A 22,841-nucleotide genomic window follows, 5' to 3' on the forward strand; every position below is an offset into this window, starting at 1 on the left:
GCCGCCCATGAGTGCCTATCGTGGCCGCTTCGCGCCGACCCCCTCGGGTCCCTTGCACTTCGGCTCACTGGTCGCCGCCCTCGCCAGCTTCCTCGACGCCCGCCACGCGCGGGGCCACTGGGGACTGCGCATCGAGGACGTCGACCCGCCACGCTGCCCGCCCGGCGCCGCTGATGCCATCCTGCGCCAGCTCGAGGCCTTCGGCCTGCACTGGGACGGCCCGGTCGCCTGGCAGAGCGAGCGTGACGACGCCTACGCCGCCGCCCTGGCTCGCCTCGAGGCCCGGGGCCTGGCCTATCCCTGCAGCTGCTCGCGCAAGCAGTGGCGCGATCACGCGATCTACCCCGGCTGGTGTCGCGACGGCGTGTGCGAACCGCAGCAGCCTCAGGCCTGGCGGCTGCGTAGCGACCTCGGCCTGCGCCCCGTGCGCTGGCAGGATCGCCTGTTCGGCCCGCAGACCTTCGATCCGGCCGAGCTCGGCGACGTGGTGCTCAAGCGCAAGGACGGCCTCTGGGCCTACCAGCTGGCCGTGGTGGTCGACGACGCCGACCAGGGCATCAACGAGGTGGTGCGTGGCGCCGACCTGCTCGACAACACCCCCTGGCAGCGCCAGCTGCAGCACGCCCTGGGCCTGCCCGAGCCGCGCTACCTGCACCTGCCGCTGGTGATGGGCGACGACGGCCAGAAGCTCTCCAAGCAGAACCTGGCCCCGGCGCTGCCGGAGGCCGAGCCCGAGGCCCGGCCGCTGCTGCATCGGGCCCTGACGCTGCTCGACCAGGCACCGCCGGCCGCGCTGGCCGAGGCCCCGGTGGCCGAGCAGCTCGAACACGCCATCGCCCGCTGGGCACCATGGCGGCTGCGCGCCGATCCCGAGCGGCACCTGACCGCCGCCGACTGAGGAGAGCGCATGTACGTCTACCGCATCGTGCTGTTCCTGGTCTTCGCCGGCTACCTGTTCTCGCCGCTGCTGATGAGCGGCTGGGGCAGCCCCGGCGCCGCCTGGTATCGGCCCTTCCTGATCTGGGGCGGACTGATCGCCCTGACCGTGTGGCTGGAGCGCAAGCGCCACCTCGACGAGCGACGCCAGGGGGACCTCGAATGAACCTCGCCGGCCTGCTCGCCCTGGGCGTGGGCTACCTGCTGCTGCTCGCCCTGTGCGCCCTGGCGGTGGAACGGGGCGGGGCGGCGAACCGCCTCGCCCGCCATCCCGCGACCCACACCCTGGCGCTGGGCGTCTACGCCAGCGCCTGGGCCATCCACGGCACCCTCGAGCAGGCCGACCGCAGCGGCTACGGCTACCTGGCCTACTACCTGGGCGCGGCCGGTGCCTTCCTGCTGGCGCCGATGCTGCTGGTGCCGATCCAGCGCATGGCCCACACCTACCAGCTGGCCTCGCTGGCCGACCTGTTCGCCTTCCGCTTCCGCTCACGCTGGGTGGGCACGCTGGTCACCCTGGTCAGCCTGCTGGCGGTGCTGCCGCTGCTGGCGCTGCAGGTGCAGACCATGGCCAACGCCATCCGTCTGCTGACCGGCGGCGGCTCGCGGGAGTGGCTGGCGCTGGGCTTCAGCGCCCTGATCGCGCTGTTCGCGATCCTGTTCGGCGCCCGGCATACCCACCTCAATGCCCGCCAGGACGGCCTGCTGGCGGCGATCGCCCTGGAGTCGGTGGTCAAGCTAGGCGCCATGCTGGCGCTGGGCGCCGTGGCGCTGTTCGGGATCTTCGACGGCCCCGGCGACCTCCAGGCCTGGCTCGACGGTCCGGGCCACCTCGCCCAGGCCGAGACGCAGTCGCTGCCCCCGGCCCAGTGGCGCACCCTGCTGATGCTGTTCTTCGCCGCGGCCTTCCTGATGCCGCACATGTTTCACATCACCTTCGCCGAGCCGCTGGAGCGCCGCACCCTGCTGCGCGCCGGCTGGGTGGTGCCGCTGTTCCTGCTGCTGATGGCCCTGCCGGTGCCGCTGATCCTGTGGGGAACCCAGCGTCTCGGGGTCGACCCCGCGACCACCGGCAGCGCCTACCTGGCCTTCGCCCTGTCGTCCTCGTGGTGGGTCGGCGCCCTGGCCTTCCTCGCCGGCCTGGCCGCGGCCAGCGGCACCATGATCATCATCTCCCTGGCGCTGTCGGGGATGATCCTCAACCACCTGGTGCTGGTGGCCCACCCGCCCATCGCCCAGCCCGACCTCTACCGCTGGCTGCGCTGGCTGCGGCGCGCCCTGATCGGCGCGGTGATCGTTGGCGGCTGGCTGTTCTATCGCACCGTGGGCGTGCACCACGACCTGTCGACCCTGGCGATCGCCTCGTTCGTCGGCATGGCCCAGTGCCTGCCGGGCATGCTGGCGCTGCTCTACTGGCCCGGCGCCAACCGCAAGGGCATGGTCACCGGCCTCGCGGTGGGCGTGGCCATCTGGCTGGCCGGCCTCTGGCCGTCGCTGCTCGGCGGCGCGCCCTGGCTCCCTCCGATCCCCCCGGGACTGGAGACGCTGGCCGACGAGCCCGACTGGTATCTCGTCACGCTGGTCTCGCTGGCCGCCAACGTGCTCGCCTTCATCCTCGTCTCGCTGGCCACCCGCACCTCGGCCGGCGAGCGGGCCGCCGCCGAGGCCTGCTCGGTGGACGCCGTGGTGCGCCCCATGCGTCTGCCGCTGGTGGCCGCCAACGGCCTGGAGATCAAGCGCCACCTGTCCCGGGCGCTGGGTCAGGAGGTCGCCGAGCGCGAGGTGGAGCGCGCCCTGGCGGCGCTGCAGATGTCGCCTCTCGATGGCCGCCCCTATGCCCTGCGCCGGCTGCGCGACCGCATCCAGGCCAACCTCTCCGGGCTGATGGGCCCCTCGGTGGCCCAGGACATCGTCGACCGCTTCCTGCCCTATCGCCAGGACGGTCCCGGCGCCACCGAGGACATCCACTTCGTCGAGAACCGGCTGGAGGACTATCGTCCGCGGCTCAACGGCCTGGCCCGTGAGATCGACGGCCTGCGCCGCTATCATCGCCGCACCCTGACGCGGCTGCCGGTGGGGCTGTGCGCCTTCGGCGAGGACGGCGAGCTGCTGATGTGGAACGACGCCCTCGCCGAGCTCTCCGGCATCCCCGGCGAGTCGGTGATCGGCGCCCACCGCGATACCCTGCCGCCACCCTGGGACGAGCTGCTGGGCCGCATCCTCGCCGAACCGGCCAGCCAGCTCTACAAGCAGCCGGTGACGCTGGCGAACGGCCAGCGCTTCCTGAGCCTGCACCGGGCCGAACATCAGGACGAGCGCGACGCCCACGGCGGCAACGTCATCCTGGTGGAGGACCACAGCGAGATGAAATGGCTGGAGGACGAGCTGGTGCACGCCGCTCGCCTGGCCTCCATCGGCCAGCTGGCGGCCGGCGTGGCCCACGAGATCGGCAATCCCATCACCGGCATCTCCTCGCTGGCCCAGAATCTGCGCTACGACACCGATGACCCCGAGCTCCGGGAGACTGCCGACCAGATCCAGCAGCTCACCGACCGGGTCTCGCGCATCGTCGGCTCGCTGGTGGGCTTCGCCCACGGCGGGCGCCACGTCACCGGCGCCGCCTTCGCGCCGGTGTCGATGGCCGAGGTCACCGACGAGGCCCTGAACTTGATCCACCTCGCCCGCTCGGGGGAGGATATCCGCTTCGAGAACCGCTGCCCGCCGAACCCACGGGTGTCCGGCGACGCCCAGCGCCTACAGCAGGTGATGATCAACCTGCTCGGCAACGCCCGCGACGCCAGCGTGCCCGGCGGGCGAGTGGTCGCCGCCGGCGAGGCGGATGGCAAACGGCTTCGGGTCACGGTCACCGACGAGGGCCACGGCATCGACGCCCGGGTCCGCGATCATCTCTTCGAGCCCTTCACCACCACCAAGCCCGCCGGCGAGGGCACGGGACTCGGCCTGCCGCTGGTCTACAGCATCGTCGCCGAGCACGGCGGCCAGATCGACATCGAGTCCCCGCCCGCCGGGCAGGCCCATGGCACCCGTATCCTGCTGTGGCTGCCCCTCCACCGAGAGGATGCTGAGAGTACCGATGAGCCGGATCCTGATCGTTGAAGACGAAGCCATCATCCGCAGCGCCCTGAAGCGCCTGCTGGAACGCCATGACCACCGCGTCAGCGAGGCCGGCTCGGTGGACGAGGCGCTGGCCCTCGATCCCCAGGGCTTCGACCTGGTGATCAGCGACCTGCGCCTGCCCGGGGATCCCGGCACCGAGCTGGTCGCCCGCGTCGCCCCGGTGCCGGTGCTGATCATGACCAGCTACGCCAGCATGCGCTCGGCGGTGGAGGCGCTGAAGCTCGGCGCCGTGGACTACGTGGCCAAGCCCTTCGATCACGACGAGCTGCTCGAGACCGTGGCCCGGGTGCTCCACCAGCGCGCCCTGCAGCAGGGCGAGCCGCCTGACGTCACCGCCCCCGGCGGCGAACGCCAGCCAATGATCGGCAACTGCCCCGCCATGCAGGCGGTCTACACCCGCATCCGCAAGACCGCGCCGGCCGACGTCACCGTGCTGATCCAGGGCGAGTCCGGCACCGGCAAGGAGCTGGTGGCCCGCGCCCTGCACCAGCAGAGCCGGCGCGCCGCCGCCCCACTGGTGTGCGTCAACTGCGCGGCCATTCCCGAGACGCTGATCGAGTCCGAGCTGTTCGGCCACGAGAAGGGCGCCTTCACCGGCGCCAGCGCCGCCCGCACCGGCCTGGTCGAGGCCGCCGACGGTGGCACCCTGTTCCTCGACGAGATCGGCGAGCTGCCGCTGGATGCCCAGGCCCGCCTGCTGCGCGTGCTGCAGGAGGGCGAGATCCGCAAGATCGGCTCGGTGGAGACCCGCCACGTCGACGTGCGCCTGATCGCCGCCACCCATCGCGACCTGCACGCCCTGTCACGCACCGGCGGCTTCCGCCTGGACCTCTACTACCGCCTCAACGTGATGCAGATCGACCTGCCGCCGCTGCGCGACCGCGAGGACGACATCCTGGAAATCGCCGACGTGCTGCTGGAGAAGGCCTGCCGGCGCCACGAACGCGAGGGGCTCAAGCTGTCGCGGGCCGCCCGACGGGTGATCCGCGACTGCCCCTGGCCCGGTAACGTGCGCGAGCTGGAGAACGCCCTGGAACGCGGGGTGATCCTGGCCGAGGGCCACCTGATTCACCCCGACGATCTGGGGATCGGCCCCCCGCCCCATGCCGGTGCGGCCCCGCCGGCGCCGCCCGTTCCCGACGACGAGCCGCCCGCGTCCGGCGGCGGCGAACGACCGGACGAGGAGGAAGAGGACCTGTCCCTCGAGGACTACTTCCAGCACTTCGTGCTCGAGCACCAGGACCAGATGAGCGAGACCGAGCTGGCCCAGAAGCTCGGCATCAGCCGCAAGTGCCTGTGGGAGCGCCGTCAGCGCCTCGGCATCCCGCGCAAGAAGGGCCCTCGCCGCAGCACCGGCTGAGGCGACGGGCACCGGACGCCGCCCGCCTCTACGACCAAAGCACTAACGCCCGCGGCCGACCCCGCGGGCGTCGTTTTTGAGGCATTCGACGGCGCGCACGCACCATTTGTTACCTTCCCACACAGCCTTTGCCCCATAAGCGCGCACCCTGGGTAACACTTTCCCGCCTCACGCCGAGAGCACTCGACGATGGATAACATATCTTATTGATTTAAATGAGCTTAATGGATTGTGGCACACCGCCTGCTACATACAGGACAAGAAAAACAATGCCGGATGCCACCCGCGGCCAATAACAACAACAAGGCCCGCGCGCGGTGACAGGCCCGCCCAACAACAACAAGACCACGGGCCGGAAGACACACGAGCGCCATTGCCGACAACAAGCACAACAGCGGCAGCGGGCGCGAGTCCTTCGAGGCAACAACAACAAGACGCTCGAAGTCCGGAATCAGGACGCGACGCACCCGACCCGGCCGCCAACAACAACAAGGGCCGTCAGAGGTGCACCCCCGTCAACAACAACAAGACGTCGGGGGGAGGCAATCACATGCCGTCGTGGTTGGATTATTGTTTTGAATACGAGACGGTCACTTTCAGGAACGTCCACAATGACAACAACATTGCTTGCCTGAGCTCCTTGGTGACTGTGGTGCGTATTCAAGGCGATGCGCCATCACGAAGAAGAATCAGCAGCAGGGATGCTGCATCCTGCTTTCAGGGGAGGCTCACGAGCCTCCCCTTTCCATTTCCAGGCGGCGGGTCAGCGGCCCACGCTTTGCAAGGTGTCGGGTGTTCGCTACACTCAACGCCTTTCGTACCCTCTTTTGTACCCCGCGAGTCGACAACGCCGCATGATCAAAGGATTTACCCGCTTTCTGCAGAGCCCGGGCGAGCGCCTCCGGTCGCTGTTCGGCCCTCAGGAGCCGTCGGCCGCCCTCCCCGAGCTGCGCATCATTCCCCGCGACGAGCACCCGGTCTCTCGCCAGCACTTCAGCGACGCCGCCCTCAAGGTGCTGTACCGGCTGCACAACGCCGGCCATGAGGCCTTCCTGGTGGGGGGCTGCATCCGCGACTCCCTGCTCGGCCGCATGCCCAAGGACTTCGACGTGGCCACCGACGCCACCCCGGAGCAGGTCCGCGAGCTGTTCCGGAACTCGCGCATCGTCGGGCGCCGCTTCCGTATCGTCCACGTGCGCTTCGGCCGCGAGGTGATCGAGGTCACCACCTTCCGCGGCAAGCCCAGCGACGATCACGCCGACCATATCGCCCAGCAGTCGGACGACGGCATGCTGCTGCGCGACAACGTCTGGGGCAACATCGAGGAGGACGCCATCCGGCGCGACTTCACGATCAACGCGCTCTACTACAACATCGCCGACTTCTCGATCCACGACTTCGCCGGCGGCGTCCAGGACATCGAGGATCGCACCCTGCGGCTGATCGGCGACCCGGCGACCCGCTACCGCGAGGACCCGGTACGCATGCTGCGTGCGGTGCGCTTCGCCGCCAAGCTCGACTTCGACATCGCCCCGGCCACCGAGGCGCCGATCGCCGAGCTGGCCGAGCTGCTGCTCCAGGTACCGCCGGCGCGACTGTTCGACGAGGTCCTCAAGCTGTTCATGAGCGGCCACGGCGTCGAGACCTTCCATCTGCTGCGCGACTACGGCCTGTTCGCCATGCTGTTCCCCGAGGCCGACGAGGCCATGGAAGAGCTGCCCTGGGCCGAGGCGGTCATCGAGCGCGCCCTGACCAGCACCGACCGCCGCGTCCGCGACGATCGCCCGGTCACGCCGGCCTTCCTGTTCGCCGCCCTGCTGTGGGGCCCGGTGCAGCTGCGCCAGCAGGCCCTGGAGGCCGACGGCATGCCGCCCATCCCGGCCCAGCAGGCCGCCTCCCAGCAGGTCATCTCGCGCCAGCTGCAGCACGTGTCCATTCCCAAGCGCTTCAGCCTGCCGATGCGCGACATCTGGGACCTGCAGCAGCGCCTGCCGCTGCGCCGCGGCAAACGCGTCTTCCAGACCCGCGAGCACCCGCGTTTCCGCGCCGCCTACGACTTCCTGCTGGTGCGCGAAGCCGCCGGCGAGATGGAGCCCGGCCTCGGCGACTGGTGGACCGCCTTCCAGGACGCCGACGAGCACGAGCAGCGTCGCCTGCTGGGCAAGGTCGACGCCGACCCCGCCGGCACCCCCGCCCCACGCAACAAGCGCCGGCGCCGCCGTCGTCGCCGCAAGCCGTCCAACGACGACTCATGAGCGCCCCACACCGTGCCTGGATCGGGCTTGGCAGCAACCTCGACGACCCCCACGGCCACGTCGAGCGCGCCCTGACCGAGCTCGACGCCCTGCCGCTGACCCGGCGGCGCCGGGCCTCGTGGCGCTACGCCAGCCGCCCGCTGGGCCCGGCCGACCAGCCCGACTTCGTCAACGCCGTGGCCGAGCTGGAGACCCGGCTGTCGCCGCTGGCCCTGCTCGACCAGCTGCAGGCCCTCGAGCAGCGCCACGGACGTGTCCGTGGCCGCCGCTGGGGGCCGCGCACCCTGGACCTCGACCTGCTGCTGTTCGACGATCACGAGATGACGACGCCACGACTGACGCTGCCCCACGCGGAAATGGCGAACCGCGCCTTCGTGCTGGTGCCAATGGCCGAGCTCGCCCCGGCGCTGCGCCTGCCCAACGGCCGAACCGTCGCGCATCTGGCCGCCGACCTCGACCAGGCCGGACTGCGCCGAGTGTTACCCGATACCGCCGAGTGACGCCCCGCCTGTTACCTATCGACACCCTCGACCGGTTCGGGTAACAATGCGCGGTTACACAAGAGCGCGGCCTTCGCCGAGCGCCGGATCACGACACGAGAGCACGCCATGAAAACCGTCACCCTGAGCACGCTGCAGGCCTTCAAGCGCGCCGGTGAAACCTTCAGCTGCCTGACCGCCTACGACGCCACCTTCGCCCATGCCGCCAGCGAGGCCGGCATCGAGGTGCTGCTGGTCGGCGATTCCCTGGGCATGGTCCTGCAGGGCCACACCAGCACCCTGCCGGTGACCCTGGACGACGTCTGCTATCACACCCGCTGCGTGGCCCGCGGCAAGGGCGCGAGCCTGCTGATGGTCGACCTGCCCTTCATGAGCAACGCCACCACCGAACGCCTGCTCGAGGACGCCGGGGCGCTGATGCGTGCCGGCGCCGAGATGGTCAAGGTGGAAGGCGAGGCCTGGATGGCCGACGGCATCCGCGAGCTCTCCCGCCGCGGCGTGCCGGTGTGCGCCCATCTGGGCCTGACCCCGCAGACCGTCCACCAGCTGGGCGGCTACAAGGTCCAGGGGCGCGACGCCGGCCAGGCCGAACGCATCCTCGAGGATGCCCGCACCCTGGCCGAGGCCGGTGCCTCGGTGATCCTGCTCGAGTGCGTGCCGGCGAGCCTCGGCCGCGCCGTGAGCGAGGCCCTGGACGTGCCGGTGATCGGCATCGGCGCCGGCGCCGGCACCGACGGCCAGATCCTGGTGATGCACGACGTGCTCGGCGTCACCGCTGGCCGCAAGCCGCGCTTCGTGAAGAACTTCCTGGCCGAGGCCGACGACGTCCAGGGCGCCTTCCGCCGCTACCACGAGGACGTCAAGGCACGGCGCTTCCCCGCCGAGGAGCACGGCTTCTGATGCAGACCCTGAACGACGTCGCCACGCTGCGCGAGATGCTGGCCGAGCATCGCCGCGCCGGCCGCACCATCGGCCTGGTGCCGACCATGGGCAACCTGCACGCCGGCCACCTGGCGCTGGTCGCCGAGGCACGGCGCCGCGCCGACGTGGTGGTGGCGACCATCTTCGTCAATCCGATGCAGTTCGGGCCGAACGAGGACCTCGACGCCTATCCGCGCACCCTGGCCGACGATCAGGCCCACCTCGAGGCCGCCGGCTGCGACCTGCTGTTCGCCCCCGACGTGGCCACCGTCTACCCGCGCGGCCTGGACGCCCAGACCCGGGTCAGCGTGCCCGAGGTCTCCGAGGGGCTGTGCGGCGGCGACCGTCCCGGTCACTTCGACGGCGTGGCCACCGTGGTCACCATGCTGTTCAACCTGGTGCAGCCGGACCTGGCCTGCTTCGGCGAGAAGGACTACCAGCAGCTGGCGGTGATCCGCCGCCTGGTGGCCGACCTGCACCTGCCGCTCGAGATCGTCGGGGTGCCGATCGAGCGCGCCGAGGACGGCCTGGCGCTGTCCTCGCGCAACGGCTATCTGGACACGGCGCAGCGCGCCGTGGCGCCCGAGCTGTATCGCACCCTGTGCGCCCTGCGCGAGGCGCTGGAGGGCGGCGAGCCGGTCGACGACAGCCTGACCCGCGGCCTCGAGCGGCTGCGCGAGGCGGGCTTCGTCCCCGACTATCTGGAACTGCGTGCCGCCGACCTGGGCCCGGTCGGCGACACCACGCGCGACGCCGTGCTGCTCACCGCGGCGCGCCTGGGCCCGACCCGACTGATCGACAACCTGTCGCTGACCCTCCCCCGCTGAGGGCCCGGCCACGCCACGAAGGAGTTCCCCTTTCATGCTGACCACCATGCTCAAGGCCAAGCTGCACATGGCCCGCGTCACCCACTCGGTGCTGAACTACGAAGGCTCCTGCGCCATCGACGGCGAGCTGCTCGACATGTCCGGCATCCGTGACAACGAGCAGATCCAGATCTACAACGTCGAGAGCGGCCACCGCTTCACCACTTATGCCATCCGCGCCGAGGAAGGCTCCAAGGTGATCTCGGTCAACGGCGCCGCCGCCCACCTGGCCAACGCCGGCGAGCGGGTGATCATCTGCAGCTACGCCCAGTACGAACAGGCCGAGCTCGACGATCACCAGCCCTCGCTGGTCTACCTCAAGGAAGGCAACGTCGTCAGCCACACCAGCAACGCCATCCCCGTCCAGCTGGCCTGATGCTCCCCGGCCGGGGCGCCCGCCCCGGCCTCTCCTCTCGTCCTTCTCCCGCGTGCCTATACTGAAGTTCTAGCCGAGCCGACTCGGCGGGGATTGCCGCAGCGCACAAAAGTCCCCTATGCTGAGCGGACGCTCGTCCGCGAATCTTCAGGAGTAAGCCTCATGCAAGAAGTGGTCATCGTTGCCGCCCGTCGCACCGCCGTCGGCGCCTTCGGCGGCTCCCTCGCCGGCATCCCCGCCAGCGACCTGGGCGCCCATGTGATCAAGGACATCCTCGCCGGCACCGGCGTGGCCCCGGAGCAGGTCGACGAGGTGCTGCTCGGCCAGGTGCTGACTGCCGGCACCGGCCAGAACCCGGCCCGCCAGGCCGCCATCAAGGGCGGACTGCCCGACGCGGTGCCGGCCATGACCATCAACAAGGTCTGCGGCTCGGGCCTCAAGGCCCTGCACCTGGCCACCCAGGCGATTCGCTGCGGCGACGCCGAGCTGATCCTGGCCGGCGGCCAGGAGAACATGTCGCTCTCTCCGCACGTGCTGCCCAATTCGCGCACCGGCCAGCGCATGGGCGACTGGAAGGCCATCGACTCCATGGTTCATGACGGCCTGTGGGATGCCTTCAACGACTTCCACATGGGCATCACCGCCGAGAACCTGGCCGAGAAGTACGGCATCACCCGCGAGGAGATGGACGCGTTCGCCGCCGGCTCCCAGCAGAAGGCCTCCGCCGCGATCAAGGAAGGCAAGTTCAAGGGCCAGATCGTTCCGGTGGAGATTCCCCAGCGCAAGGGCGACCCGCTGGTGTTCGACACCGACGAGAACCCCCGCGAGACCACCGCGGAGAAGCTCGGCGGCATGCGCCCGGCGTTCAAGAAGGACGGCAGCGTGACCGCCGGCAACGCCTCCTCGATCAACGACGGCGCCGCCGTGGTGATGCTGTGCTCCGCCGAGAAGGCCAAGGCCCTGGGCCTGGAGCCGCTGGCCCGCATCAAGGCCTATTCCAACGCCGGCGTCGACCCGGCGATCATGGGCATCGGCCCGGCCCCGGCCACCCGCCGCTGCCTCGACAAGGCCGGCTGGAGCCTCGAGGACCTGGACCTGGTCGAGGCCAACGAGGCCTTCGCCGCCCAGGCGCTGGCGGTGAACAAGGAGCTCGGCTGGGACACCTCGATGATCAACGTCAACGGCGGCGCCATCGCGCTGGGCCACCCGATCGGCGCCTCCGGCTGCCGCATCCTGGTGACCCTGGTGCACGAGATGATCGCCCGCGATGCCAGGAAGGGCCTGGCGACGCTGTGTATCGGCGGCGGGCAGGGCGTGGCGCTGGCGATCGAACGTTAAGCGACTGCCACGACGCCTCACCACGAAAAAAGCCCCCGCTCCGATGAGCGGGGGCTTTTGCGTTCTGGCTGGTGTCTCTCGTCTTCAGCCCTGAGGCGGCCCGACCACCCGCGAGGGCGTGCGTGCCACCAGTGCCGCGGCCAGCACGAACAGTCCGCCGGCGCCGAGCAGCACGCCGCTCAGGCCGATGGCATCCACCACCCGGCCGCCGGCCATGGCCCCGATGCCGATCGACAGGTTGAAAACGAAGGCCATCAGCGCGGTGGCGGCCTCGGTATTCAGGGCGCTCTTGAGGATCCAGGTCTGCAGGCTCACCGAGATGCTGCCGAACACCGCGCCCCACAGCATCAACAGCCCGATCGCGGCCGCCGGCTCGCGCCCCAGCCAGGGGAAGGCCAGGGTCGCGATCGCCAGCAGCAGCGGAATCACCAGCACCGTGGCGTAGGGCCGTCGCCCGGCGGCGGTGCCGGCGAGGAAGTTGCCCAGCAGCCCGGCCGCGCCGTAGCAGAGCAGCAGGGCGCTGACGCTCGCCAGGGGTATGCCGGCGATCTCCTGCAGGATCGGGCTGACGAAGGTGTAGGCGGCGAAGTGGCCCATCACGATCAGCGCGGTGGCGGCCACGCCGACCCGCACGCCGCGGCTGGCGAACTGGCCGGCCAGGTTGGACAGCCGCACCGGCTGCTGCGCCGGCAGGCTCGGCAGCAGCCGCCACAGGGCAATGGTCACCAGCAGGCTCAGCCCGGCCAGCGAGCCGAAGGCGATGCGCCAGTCGGTGTGCTCGCCGAGCCAGGTACCCGCCGGCACGCCGAGCACCGAGGCCCCGGCCACGCCGCTGAAGATCAGCGACATGGCCCGCGGCACCTGCTCCAGGGCCACCAGCCGCGAGGCCAGCCCGCCGGCGATGGCCCAGAAGCCGCCGATGCACACGCCCACCAGCACCCTGGTCACGAGCAGCATGGCGAAGTCGTCGGCCAGCGCGCCCAGCAGGCTGGCCAGGGTCATCAGTGTCATCAGCCCGGTCAACAGCCAGCGGCGGTCGAGCCGGCCCACCGCCACCGGCAGCAGCGGCGCGGCGAAGGCTGCCACCACACCGGGCACGGTGATCAAAAGGCCGGCGGTACCGGAAGTCACGGACAGCGAGTCGGCCACCTGGGACAGCAGCCCGATGGGCAGCTGCTCGGCGGTGACCAGCAGGAAGATACCGATCATCACCGCGCCCACGCCCAGCCAGTCGCGACGCTGGGTGACGGTCCTGGGGGCGGTGGATGACGGAGCGGATTCGTGGCGCGTCATGGGTCGTCCCTGATCGATGGCGGGGCCAGGGCCCCGGAACGAGAACGCCCCCGCGGCGTGAGCCACGGGGGCGTTCGGCTCAATGACCGCTCGCTTAGAGCTCGTCGGTCTCGGCTTCCTCGGCCTCGAAGGCGGCCTTCTCTTCCGGGGTGATCTCCTTGATGGTCAGCTTCACCCGGTTGCGGTTGTCGATGTCGAGCACCTTGACCACGGCCTCGTCACCCTCGTTGAGGAAATCACGCACGTCATTGACGCGCTCGGGCACGATCTGGGAGATGTGCACCAGGCCATCGGTGCCGGGCATGATGTTGACGAAGGCGCCGAAGTCGGCGATGCGCACCACCTTGCCGCGATAGAGCTTGCCGATTTCCGGCTCGGCGGTGATCGCCAGCACGGTGTCGATGGCCGCCTTGGCCGCCGACTTCTCCTCGGCGTAGATGCGTACGGTGCCGTCGTCGTCCAGGTCGATGGAGGCGCCGGTGTCCTCGCAGATCTTGCGGATGGTGGCGCCGCCCTTGCCGATGACGTCGCGGATCTTCTCCGGATCGATCTTGATGGTGGCCATGGAGGGCGCGTTGTCGGAGACCTCCTCGCGGCTCTTGGCGATCACGGTGTTCATCTGCTCGAGGATGCTCAGGCGGGCCTCGTTGGCCTGCTGGAGCGCCTGCTCCATGATCTCCTCGTTGATGCCCTCGATCTTGATGTCCATCTGCAGGGCGGTGACGCCCTCGGCGGAACCGGCCACCTTGAAGTCCATGTCGCCGAGGTGGTCCTCGTCGCCGAGGATGTCGGTCAGCACGGCGTAGCCGTCATCGTCCTTGACCAGGCCCATGGCGATGCCGGCCACCGGGGCCTTCATCGGCACGCCGGCGTCCATCAGGGCCAGCGAGGAGCCGCACACGGAGGCCATGGAGCTGGAGCCGTTGGACTCGGTGATCTCGGACACCACGCGAATGGTGTAGGGGAAGTCGTCCTCGCTCGGCAGCATGGCCTGGACGCCGCGGCGGGCCAGACGGCCGTGGCCGATCTCGCGACGCTTGGGACCGCCCATGAAGCCGGCCTCGCCCACGCTGTAGGGCGGGAAGTTGTAGTGCAGCAGGAAGCGGTCCTTTCGCTCGCCTTCCAGCGATTCGATCAGCTGGGCGTCGCGCAGGGTGCCGAGGGTGGCCACGACCACGGCCTGGGTTTCGCCGCGGGTGAAGATCGCCGAACCGTGGGTCTTGGGCAGGCCACCGACCTCGATGTCCAGCGGACGCACGGTCTTGTGGTCGCGGCCGTCGATGCGCGGCTCGCCCTGGATGACGCGGGAGCGCACGACGCGCTTCTCGAGACCGGCGAAGGCGCCCTTGACCTCGTCGGCGGCGAACTGGCCTTCTTCTTCACCGGCCAGCTGGGCCACGGCCTCGTCCTTCAGCGCGGACAGGGCATCCTGGCGGGCCATCTTGTCGGTGATCCGATAGGCCTCGCCGACCTTGGCCTCGAAGCCCAGCGCCACGGCGTCCTTGAGGGCGGTGTTCTCGGCGGCCGGCTGCCAGTCCCAGCGCGGCTTGCCGGCCTCGGCGGCCAGCTCGTTGATGGCGGAGACGGCGACCTGCATCTCCTGGTGGCCGTAGAGCACGGCGCCCAGCATCTCGTCCTCGAGCAGCTCGCTGGCCTCGGACTCGACCATCAGCACGGCCTTCTCGGTGCCGGCGACGACCATGTTCAGCTCGGAGCTGGCGAGCTCCTCGACGCTGGGATTGAGGAAGTAGCCCTTGTCCTCGGTGAAGCCGACGCGGGCGGCGCCGATCGGGCCGTTGAAGGGCACACCGGAGACGGCCAGGGCGGCGGAGGTGCCGATCATGGCGGCGATGTCCGGGTCCTGGTTACGGTCGGCGGAGAGCACCGTGCAGATGACCTGGACCTCGTTCATGAAGCCCTTCGGGAACAGCGGGCGGATCGGGCGATCGATCAGCCGCGAGGTGAGGGTCTCCTTCTCGGTGGGCCGCCCCTCACGCTTGAAGAAGCCGCCGGGAATCTTGCCGACAGAGTAGGTCTTCTCCTGGTAGTGGACGGACAGCGGGAAGAACGGCTGGGCGGGATTGACGTCCTTCTTCGCCACCACGGTGCACAGCACCACGGTGTCGTCCATGGTGACCATCACGGCACCGGAGGCCTGGCGGGCGATGCGCCCGGTTTCCAGGGTGACGGTGCTGCGACCGTACTCAAACGTTTTCTTGACCGGGTTCACGGCGACTTCCTTCAGCTTTTCGATTCATGTTCGGGTCGTTTCGACTCGGCGACCATTTTAGGGGGTGTCGCCCGGCGCGGCCACCAGGGGGTGAGATTTCCCCCATCGACTTCTTGCGCAAATCATGAGCATTCGAGGCTGATCCGGGGACAGGCCTCCGCGAGGCGCTGTGAACCCATCCCTGGGCGCTACTTTTGCCATCCATGGCAAAAACCCTCGCTGCGACCTGCCCCCGGCGCCTCGATGAAAGCTGCCATGCCTGCCCCATAAACGCGAAACGGGCAGCCCCGGAGGGCTGCCCGTTTCACGTCTACGTCAGAAAAGGAGGAATTCGCGTCTCGAGCGACGAGAGGATGGTCGCCGCCGGAGCGCAGGAACCGGAATGTAGCCTGCTACATGAGGATTCCGAGCACCGCCGACGGCCAGGCTATCGAGCGCAGTAGCGAATTACCCTTTTCCTTAGCGACGCAGGCCGAGGCGCTGAATCAGGGACTGATAGCGCTCGAAGTCCTTGCGCTTCAGGTAGTCCAGCAGCTTGCGGCGCTGGTTGACCATGCGGATCAGGCCACGACGAGAGTGGTGATCCTGCTTGTTGGTCTTGAAGTGATCCTGCAGGCCGTCGATGTTGGCGGTCAGCAGGGCCACCTGCACCTCGGGGGAACCGGTGTCGTTGTCGCCACGGCCGTATTCGTTGACGATTTCGGCCTTCTGCTCGGCTGTCAGTGCCATCTGTCTCTCCAGTTCAGCAATATGCCTGAATGATGTGAATGTCGGAGACCACGCATATTTGCAGTCTCCACGCCGGCCCCGAAGGGCCGGATCATGCCGAGTCCGCCTCGGCGGTGCTCAGCAGGCGGCGCGGGGCGATCTCCCCCGCCGCTCTCACCACGCCGAGCCCCAGAAAGGTCTCGTCGCGGTAGAGTCTGGTCAGGCCGTCGACCGGCAGTTCACCGGTGTCGCACCTGGCGCTCTGGCCATGCAGCAGGCGGCTGGCCGCCGCCTCGTCCAGGGCCAGCCTGGGCAGGTCGGCCACCAGCACGTCCACCGGCAGCAGCACGCCTTCGCGTGCAGCCTGATCCGGCAGCGCCTCGAGGGCCTCCGGCGTCAGCATGCCGTCGGCGCCGAAAGGGCCGGTGGCCAGCCGTCGCAGGACGCTGATATGGGCGCCGCAGCCGAGCGCCTCGCCGATGTCCTCGGCCAGGGTCCGGATGTAGGTGCCCTTGCTGACCCGCACCTCGAGTTCGAAGGCCGTGCCCTCGAACGAGAGAAGGCGCGCATCATACACCGTCACGCGACGCACTGCACGCTCCACGCTCTTGCCCTCGCGGGCCAGCTCGTAGAGCTTGCGCCCCTGGTGCTTGAGCGCCGAATACATCGGCGGCACCTGGTCGATCTCGCCGGTGAAGCGCTCGAGCACGCCGCGCAGGTCGGCCTCCTCGAGGGGCGGCACCTCGCGACGCTCGACCACCTCGCCCTCGGCGTCGCCGGAGTCGGTGATCGTCCCGAGTTCGACCCGGGTGCGATACGCCTTGTCGGCGTCGAGCAGGAAGGCCGAGAACTTGGTCGCCTCGCCGAAGCACACCGGCAACAGCCCGGTGGCCATCGGATCGAGGGTGCCGGTGTGGCCGGCCTTCTGCGCCTGGAACAGGCGCCGGGCCCGCTGCAGCGCGTGGTTGCTGGACGCGCCCTGGGGCTTGTCCAGCAGCAGCACACCGTTCACCGGCAGTCCGCGACGGCGACGCGCCATCAGTCCCGCTCTCCCTCGCCGCGCTCGCCGCCGTCACCCTCGGTCTCGTCGTCGTGACGGTCGCGATCGCTCGCCACCGCCTCGTCGATCAGCGAGGACAGCTGCTGGCCACGCACCACGCTCTCGTCGAAGTGGAAGCGCAGCTCCGGCACGTGACGCAGCTTGATGCGACGGGCGATCTGCCCGCGCAGGAAACCGGCGGCACGCTTGAGCACGCCGAGGTTTTCCTTGATGCGCTCGGCATCCTGCTCGCCGAGCAGCGTCACGTAGACGTCGGCATAGCCGAGGTCACGGCTGACCGTGACCCCGCTGACGGTGACCATGCCCAGGCGCGGATCCTTGATCTCGCGCTGGATGAGTACCGCCAGCTCCTTCTGGAGCTGGTCGGCTACCCGGTCGGTACGCTTGAACTCGCGCATGATCGGCTCCTCGCGGTCAGAGCGTCCGCTCGACCTTGACCTGATCGAAGACCTCGATCTTGTCGCCGACCTGGACGTCGTTGTAGTTCTTCACGCCGATACCGCACTCGATACCGTTGCGAACCTCGTTGACGTCGTCCTTGTAGCGGCGCAGGGACTCGAGCTCGCCCTCGTAGATCACCACGTTCTCGCGCAGCACGCGGATCTTCTTGTGGCGATAGACGGTGCCCTCGACCACCATGCAGCCGGCGACGGCGCCGATCTTCGGTGCCTTGAAGACGTCGCGAACCTCGGCCACGCCGACGATCTCTTCCTTCCACTCCGGCGCGAGCATGCCGCTCATCGCCTGCTTGACCTCGTCGATCAGCTGGTAGATGACGCTGTAGTAGCGCAGGTCGAGACCCTCGCGCTCGATGATCTCGCGAGCGGCGGCGTCGGCACGCACGTTGAAGCCGACCACGATGGCGTCACTGGCGAGCGCCAGGTTGGCGTCGGTACCGGTGATACCGCCCACGCCGGAGGACACCACGGCGACCTGCACTTCGTCGGTCGACAGCTCTTCGAGCGCGCCCTTGATGGCCTCCAGGGAGCCCTGGACGTCGGCCTTGAGGACGATGTTGACCTTGGCGACCTCTTCCTGGCCCATCTGGGAGAACATGTTCTCCAGCTTGGCCTTCTGCTGGCGAGCCAGGCGCACCTCGCGGTACTTGCCCTGACGGAAGTTGGCGACCTCGCGGGCCTTCTTCTCGTCGTCGAGGACCATGAAGTCGTCACCCGCTTCCGGGGTGCCGTCCAGGCCCTGGATCTCGACCGGCATGGCCGGACCGGCGTCGTCGACCTGCTGGCCGAGCTCGTTGATCAGCGCACGCACGCGACCGTAGTGCAGGCCGGCGAGCACGATGTCGCCCTTCTTCAGGGTGCCGTTCTGGACCAGCACGGTGGCCACCGGGCCACGGCCCTTGTCCAGGCGAGACTCGACCACCACGCCCTTGCCGGGCGCCTCGGGGACGGCCTTGAGCTCGAGCACTTCGGAGACCAGCTGGATCGACTCGAGCAGGCCCTCGATGCCATCGCCGGACTTGGCGGAGACGTGCACGAACTGGGTGTCGCCACCCCACTCTTCCGAGATCACGCCGTGCTGGGACAGCTCGTTCTTGACCCGGTCCGGATCGGCGCCCTGCTTGTCGATCTTGTTGACCGCGACGACCATCGGCACGCCGGCGGCCTTCGAGTGCTCGATGGCCTCGATGGTCTGGGGCATGACGCCGTCATCGGCAGCCACGACCAGCACCACCACGTCGGTGGCCTTGGCACCGCGAGCACGCATGGCGGTGAACGCCGCGTGGCCCGGGGTATCGAGGAAGGTCACGCCGCCGTGATCGTCCTCGACGTGGTAGGCGCCGATGTGCTGGGTGATGCCGCCGGCCTCGCCGGTGGCGACCTTGGCGCGACGGATGTAGTCGAGCAGCGAGGTCTTGCCGTGGTCGACGTGACCCATGACGGTCACGACCGGCGAACGGGTGATCTCATCGCCTTCATAGGAGATGTTCTCGAGGACCTCGGTCTCCAGCGCATCGTCCTTGACCAGCTTGGGCTTGTGACCCATTTCCTCGACCACGATGGCCGCGGTGTCCTGATCGATGGTCTGGTTGATGGTCACCGCCGCGCCCATGGTGAACATGGTCTTGATGACCTCGTTCGCCTTGATGGACATCTTGTCGGCCAGGTCGGCGACGCTGATCGACTCGGGGATGGAGACCTCGCGGACGATCGGCTGCGTCGGCTTCTGGAAGCCGTGCTTGCCGCCGCCCTGGCTGCCACCGCGACGGCCGCCGCGACGCTCGGCGCGCTTGGCCTTCTTGCCGCCGCGACGACGCTCTTCGCGATCGCCACGGTCGTCCTCGCGCTCGTGACGGCCCTTCTTGCCGGCCTTCTTGCCGGCCGGTGCGGCGCGGCGGTCGGTGCGGCCTTCCTTCGGCGGGGCCGGCGGCTGCTCGGACGGCGCCGGGGTTTCCAGCTCCGGCACCGGGATCTCCGGCTCGGCCTTGGCGGCCGCCTCGGCGTCGGCCTTGGCCTTCTCGGCCTGGGCCTTTTCCTCGGCCGCGCGGGCCGCCTGCTCGGCGGCGCGCTGCTCTTCCTCGGCCTGACGCTTGGCTTCGGCCTCGGCCATGTCACCGACCAGCTGACGCGGACCGTGATCCTGCGACTTCGGCTCCTCGGCGGGCTTCTCTTCCTCGCGCTTGACGTAGGTGCGCTTCTTGCGGACCTGCACCTCGATGCTCTTGCCCCGGTCGCCGCTCTTGATGCGGCTGCGCGTCTTGCGGGTCAGGGTGATACGGTTCTTGGGCGCGGCCTTCTCGGCGCTCCCGCCGTGACTCTTGGTGAGGTAGTCCAGCAGCTGACGTTTGTCCTCTTCGGACACGGCGTCGCCCTCGGACTTGTGCTCGAGCCCGGCTTCTTTCATCTGTTCCAGCAGACGGGGCACTTCACGCCCCACCTTCGCTGCAAAATCCTTAACGGTCATTTCTGACATTACGACCCTCCTCAGCCCGTGACCCGTTTACTGTTCGCTCTCGAACCAAGGCGCACGGGCAGTCATGATCAGTGCCGCGGCGCGCTCCTCGTCCAGTTCCTCGATATCCGTCAAATCGTCGACGGACTGTTCGGCGAGGTCCTCCATGGTCTTGATGCCCCGGCTGGCCAGGATATAGGCCAGGTGACGCTCCATGCCGTCCATTTCAAGCAGGTCGTCGGCCGGTTCGGCACCGTCGAGCTCCTCTTCGGAAGCGATGGCCAGGTTCAGCAGCTCGTCCTTGGCACGAGCGCGCAGCTCCTCGACGAGATCCTCGTCGAACTCTTCGATCTCCAGCATTTCCTCCGCCGGGACATAGGCGACCTCCTCCAGGGAGGTGAAGCCTTCCTCGACGAGCAGGCGTGCCACGTCGTCGTCGATGTCCAGGTGATGGATGAAATGCTCGACCAGGCTATCGACCTCCTGGTCGCGCTTGGCCTCGGCGTCGGCTTCGGTCATGACGTTGAGACGCCACCCGGTGAGCTCGGAGGCCAGGCGCACGTTCTGGCCGCTACGGCCGATGGCCTGGGCCAGGTTGTCCTCGGCGACCGCCACGTCCATGGCGTGGGAATCCTCGTCGACGAGAATCGAGGCGACATCCGCCGGCGCCATGGCGTTGATCACCAGCTGGGCCGGGTTGTCGTCCCACAGCACGATGTCCACGCGCTCGTTCTGGAGCTCGGTGGACACCGCCTGGACCCGGGAACCGCGCATGCCCACGCAGGCGCCGACCGGGTCGATGCGGCGGTCGTTGGTCTTGACCGCGATCTTGGCCCGCGAGCCCGGATCGCGGGCCGCGCCCTTGATCTCGATGAGCTGCTCGGCGATTTCCGGCACCTCGATGCTGAACAGTTCGATGATCAGCTCGGGGCAGGTCCGCGACAGGATCAGCTGGGCGCCGCGGGCCTCCGGATCGACCTTGGTCAGCAGCGCGCGGACGCGCTCGTTCATGCGGTAGCGCTCGCCCGGGATCATCTCGCTGCGCGGCAGGAAGGCCTCGGCGTTCTCGCCGAGGTCGATGATCAGGCCATCGCGTGTCGTCTTCTTGACGATGCCGGCGACCAGCTCGCCCTCGCGGTCGGCATAGAGGCGCACCACCTCGGCCCGCTCGGCCTCGCGCACCTTCTGCACGATGACCTGCTTGGCGGTCTGGGCCGCGATGCGACCGAAGGCGGCGTTCTCGATCTGTTCCTCGACCACGTCACCGAGGCCCAGCGGCGGATCGCGACGCTCGGCATAGCTCAGCTTGATCTGGGCGTCCGGGCCGTCGAAGTCGTCGTCCTCGACGACCTCCCAGCGGCGGAACGTCTCGTAGTCGCCGGTGATGCGGTCGATATGAACCCGCACGCTGGCTTCTTCGTCCTCGAAGCGCTTGCGTGACGCGCTGGCCAGCGCCGCCTCGACGGCCTCGAAGATTACCTCGCGGGGGACACCCTTTTCGTTGGAGATCGCGTCGACGACCGCCAGAATCTCTTTACTCATGCCTTAGCCTCGCCAGTAAACCCGTCCTTGTGCATCGACCTCAGTCTTCGAACTGCGGCACGACCCGCGCCTGATCGATGCTCTCGATGGGAAAGCAGTATTCCTCGTCGTCGAGCCGCACCAGCACCTCATCGTTCTCGACGCCGGCCAGCAGGCCCTGAAACTTGCGCCGCCCATCGAACGGCACCCGCAGCTTCACCGCCACCTTGTGGCCGGCATAGCGCGCGAACTGCTCGAGGGTGAACAGGGGGCGATCCATCCCCGGAGAGGACACCTCGAGCCGATATTCACCGCTGACGGGATCCTCGACGTCGAACACCGCACTGACCTGGCGGCTGACGTCGGCGCAATCATCCACGCTCACGCCATCGGCGTGATCGATGTAGATCACCAGACGAGAGTGTTTGCCCTGGGACAGATAGTCGATGCCCCACAGCTCGAACCCCATGGCCGAGACCACCGGTTCGATCAGCGCGTGCAGCGCAGCATCCTTGGTTGCCACGGAAGAAAGCTCCTACAGCCGTTGCATCAGGCACCTGGCCGGGAGTGAACAGGAGAGTCAGGTGGCTGATTGGCGTTGCCCGGATCAGCGCCGCCGATGCTTGCCGGCGAGCTGGCCGCTAACAAAAAGCCCCTTCACAGGAAGGGGCTTTTCAAGAAACCTGTATACCACTTCTCGACGCCTGGCATGCCCCTCAAGGGTCCTGCATGCCCGACAGGAAGATGGTAGCGGGGACCGGATTTGAACCGATGACCTTCGGGTTATGAGCCCGACGAGCTACCAGACTGCTCCACCCCGCATCAATCTAGGTCGGTGATTCTATGCTGACTCGGCGCTTCCGTCAAGCCGCATCACACCGTTTCGCCAATCCTGCGATGAAGATCCGATGCTCGGCGATGAGATCGCCAGACCGGCTTCAGGAATGGTGCCGAAGGCGGGACTTGAACCCGCACGGCCGTAAGGCCACTACCCCCTCAAGATAGCGTGTCTACCAATTCCACCACTTCGGCATCAGGGGAGGCCAGATTCGCGGCTCAGTTGCTGCCGCTATCCTCTAGCACTGGCGCAGTATTATCCATACCCGATGACCCTTCGTCAAGGGACGGCACGGCATTTTGCTGCTGTTCGACCAGCTCGGCATCGGGAATGCCCGTCTCTTCCGGCGCCTGACCGGCCTGGGAGGCGAAATACGCCAGGGCCAGGGAGGTGACGAAGAAGGCCGCGGCCAGCAGCCCGGTGGCGCGCGACAGGAAATTGCCGCTGCCGCTGGAGCCGAACACGGTCTGGGAGGCACCGCCACCGAAGGAGGCACCGGCGTCGGCGCCCTTGCCCTGCTGCAGCAGGATCAGGACGACCAGGGCGATGGCGATCGCCACATGGATCATGAGAATGGCAACTTGCATGGTT

At 68.6% G+C, this 22,841-nt stretch carries 19 protein-coding genes and 2 tRNA genes; 10 read left to right on the plus strand and 11 right to left on the minus strand.

Annotated features, from left to right (window positions below; all coding sequences use genetic code 11):
* The first annotated feature begins 7 nt into the window (after positions 1 to 7).
* The 10 genes from gluQRS (at position 8) to QWG60_RS15670 (ending at position 11,690) form a co-directional block, all read left to right on the plus strand.
* Positions 8 to 898 (plus strand): tRNA glutamyl-Q(34) synthetase GluQRS, encoded by an 891-nt coding sequence (gene gluQRS, locus QWG60_RS15625; RefSeq protein ID WP_146908816.1) that lies wholly within the window; start codon positions 8 to 10, stop codon positions 896 to 898.
* Positions 899 to 907: 9 nt separating this feature from the next.
* Positions 908 to 1,102 carry a hypothetical protein gene (locus QWG60_RS15630; protein WP_035593013.1) on the plus strand — a complete coding sequence of 65 codons (195 nt, stop codon included), beginning with the start codon at positions 908 to 910 and terminating at the stop codon, positions 1,100 to 1,102.
* Entirely contained in the window at positions 1,099 to 4,053 is a 2,955-nt protein-coding gene (locus tag QWG60_RS15635) for an ATP-binding protein (RefSeq protein ID WP_146908818.1), read from the plus strand. Before QWG60_RS15630 ends, QWG60_RS15635 begins: the two co-directional genes overlap by 4 nt.
* Positions 4,031 to 5,434 (plus strand): sigma-54-dependent transcriptional regulator, encoded by a 1,404-nt coding sequence (locus tag QWG60_RS15640; protein ID WP_107180917.1) that lies wholly within the window; start codon positions 4,031 to 4,033, stop codon positions 5,432 to 5,434. The genes QWG60_RS15635 and QWG60_RS15640 overlap by 23 nt, the downstream gene beginning before the upstream one ends.
* A gap of 854 nt (positions 5,435 to 6,288) precedes the next feature.
* Entirely contained in the window at positions 6,289 to 7,689 is a 1,401-nt protein-coding gene (gene pcnB / locus QWG60_RS15645; RefSeq protein ID WP_035593007.1) for a polynucleotide adenylyltransferase PcnB, read from the plus strand.
* Positions 7,686 to 8,189 (plus strand): 2-amino-4-hydroxy-6-hydroxymethyldihydropteridine diphosphokinase, encoded by a 504-nt coding sequence (gene folK / locus QWG60_RS15650; RefSeq protein ID WP_046079370.1) that lies wholly within the window; start codon positions 7,686 to 7,688, stop codon positions 8,187 to 8,189. The genes pcnB and folK overlap by 4 nt, the downstream gene beginning before the upstream one ends.
* A 108-nt stretch (positions 8,190 to 8,297) precedes the next feature.
* Entirely contained in the window at positions 8,298 to 9,089 is a 792-nt protein-coding gene (gene panB, locus QWG60_RS15655; RefSeq protein WP_035593003.1) for a 3-methyl-2-oxobutanoate hydroxymethyltransferase, read from the plus strand.
* Positions 9,089 to 9,937, plus strand: coding sequence for a pantoate--beta-alanine ligase (gene panC, locus QWG60_RS15660; protein WP_046079368.1), 849 nt, complete (start codon positions 9,089 to 9,091; stop codon positions 9,935 to 9,937). The genes panB and panC overlap by 1 nt, the downstream gene beginning before the upstream one ends.
* A gap of 34 nt (positions 9,938 to 9,971) precedes the next feature.
* Positions 9,972 to 10,352, plus strand: coding sequence for an aspartate 1-decarboxylase (panD, locus tag QWG60_RS15665; protein ID WP_035592999.1), 381 nt, complete (start codon positions 9,972 to 9,974; stop codon positions 10,350 to 10,352).
* Between the two features lie 162 nt (positions 10,353 to 10,514).
* Positions 10,515 to 11,690 (plus strand): acetyl-CoA C-acetyltransferase, encoded by a 1,176-nt coding sequence (locus QWG60_RS15670; protein ID WP_046079367.1) that lies wholly within the window; start codon positions 10,515 to 10,517, stop codon positions 11,688 to 11,690.
* Positions 11,691 to 11,774: 84 nt separating this feature from the next.
* Here the strand turns inward: QWG60_RS15670 and QWG60_RS15675 are convergent, their stop codons facing one another.
* From QWG60_RS15675 to secG, 11 genes are all read right to left on the minus strand, one after another.
* Positions 11,775 to 12,983: an MFS transporter gene (locus tag QWG60_RS15675; protein WP_082090907.1), complete on the minus strand. Its 1,209-nt coding sequence runs from the start codon at positions 12,981 to 12,983 to the stop codon at positions 11,775 to 11,777.
* A gap of 94 nt (positions 12,984 to 13,077) precedes the next feature.
* Positions 13,078 to 15,213: a polyribonucleotide nucleotidyltransferase gene (gene pnp, locus QWG60_RS15680; protein WP_173835027.1), complete on the minus strand. Its 2,136-nt coding sequence runs from the start codon at positions 15,211 to 15,213 to the stop codon at positions 13,078 to 13,080.
* A gap of 459 nt (positions 15,214 to 15,672) precedes the next feature.
* On the minus strand, positions 15,673 to 15,942 hold the full coding sequence (gene rpsO, locus QWG60_RS15685) for a 30S ribosomal protein S15 (protein WP_016853973.1): 270 nt from the start codon (positions 15,940 to 15,942) through the stop codon (positions 15,673 to 15,675).
* Between the two features lie 91 nt (positions 15,943 to 16,033).
* Entirely contained in the window at positions 16,034 to 16,960 is a 927-nt protein-coding gene (gene truB / locus QWG60_RS15690; protein WP_046079365.1) for a tRNA pseudouridine(55) synthase TruB, read from the minus strand.
* Positions 16,960 to 17,379, minus strand: a complete 420-nt coding sequence (rbfA, locus tag QWG60_RS15695; RefSeq protein WP_146908821.1) for a 30S ribosome-binding factor RbfA — start codon at positions 17,377 to 17,379, stop codon at positions 16,960 to 16,962. Before rbfA ends, truB begins: the two co-directional genes overlap by 1 nt.
* Before the next feature lie 16 nt (positions 17,380 to 17,395).
* Positions 17,396 to 19,912: a translation initiation factor IF-2 gene (infB, locus tag QWG60_RS15700; RefSeq protein WP_035592988.1), complete on the minus strand. Its 2,517-nt coding sequence runs from the start codon at positions 19,910 to 19,912 to the stop codon at positions 17,396 to 17,398.
* Between the two features lie 27 nt (positions 19,913 to 19,939).
* Entirely contained in the window at positions 19,940 to 21,433 is a 1,494-nt protein-coding gene (gene nusA / locus QWG60_RS15705; protein WP_107180924.1) for a transcription termination factor NusA, read from the minus strand.
* A gap of 40 nt (positions 21,434 to 21,473) precedes the next feature.
* A complete protein-coding gene (rimP, locus tag QWG60_RS15710) occupies positions 21,474 to 21,935 on the minus strand; it encodes a ribosome maturation factor RimP (RefSeq protein ID WP_046079364.1) in 462 nt (153 codons plus the stop codon).
* Positions 21,936 to 22,157: 222 nt separating this feature from the next.
* Positions 22,158 to 22,234, minus strand: a tRNA-Met gene (locus tag QWG60_RS15715).
* A 123-nt stretch (positions 22,235 to 22,357) separates the two neighbouring features.
* A tRNA-Leu gene (locus QWG60_RS15720) sits at positions 22,358 to 22,444 on the minus strand.
* Between the two features lie 24 nt (positions 22,445 to 22,468).
* The gene (gene secG, locus QWG60_RS15725) at positions 22,469 to 22,837 is read right to left on the minus strand and encodes a preprotein translocase subunit SecG (RefSeq protein WP_146908823.1); all 369 of its coding nucleotides are present in this window, start codon (positions 22,835 to 22,837) and stop codon (positions 22,469 to 22,471) included.
* Positions 22,838 to 22,841 lie beyond the last annotated feature (4 nt).

The sequence above is a fragment of the Halomonas halophila genome, from assembly GCF_030406665.1.
Lineage (GTDB): Bacteria > Pseudomonadota > Gammaproteobacteria > Pseudomonadales > Halomonadaceae > Halomonas > Halomonas halophila.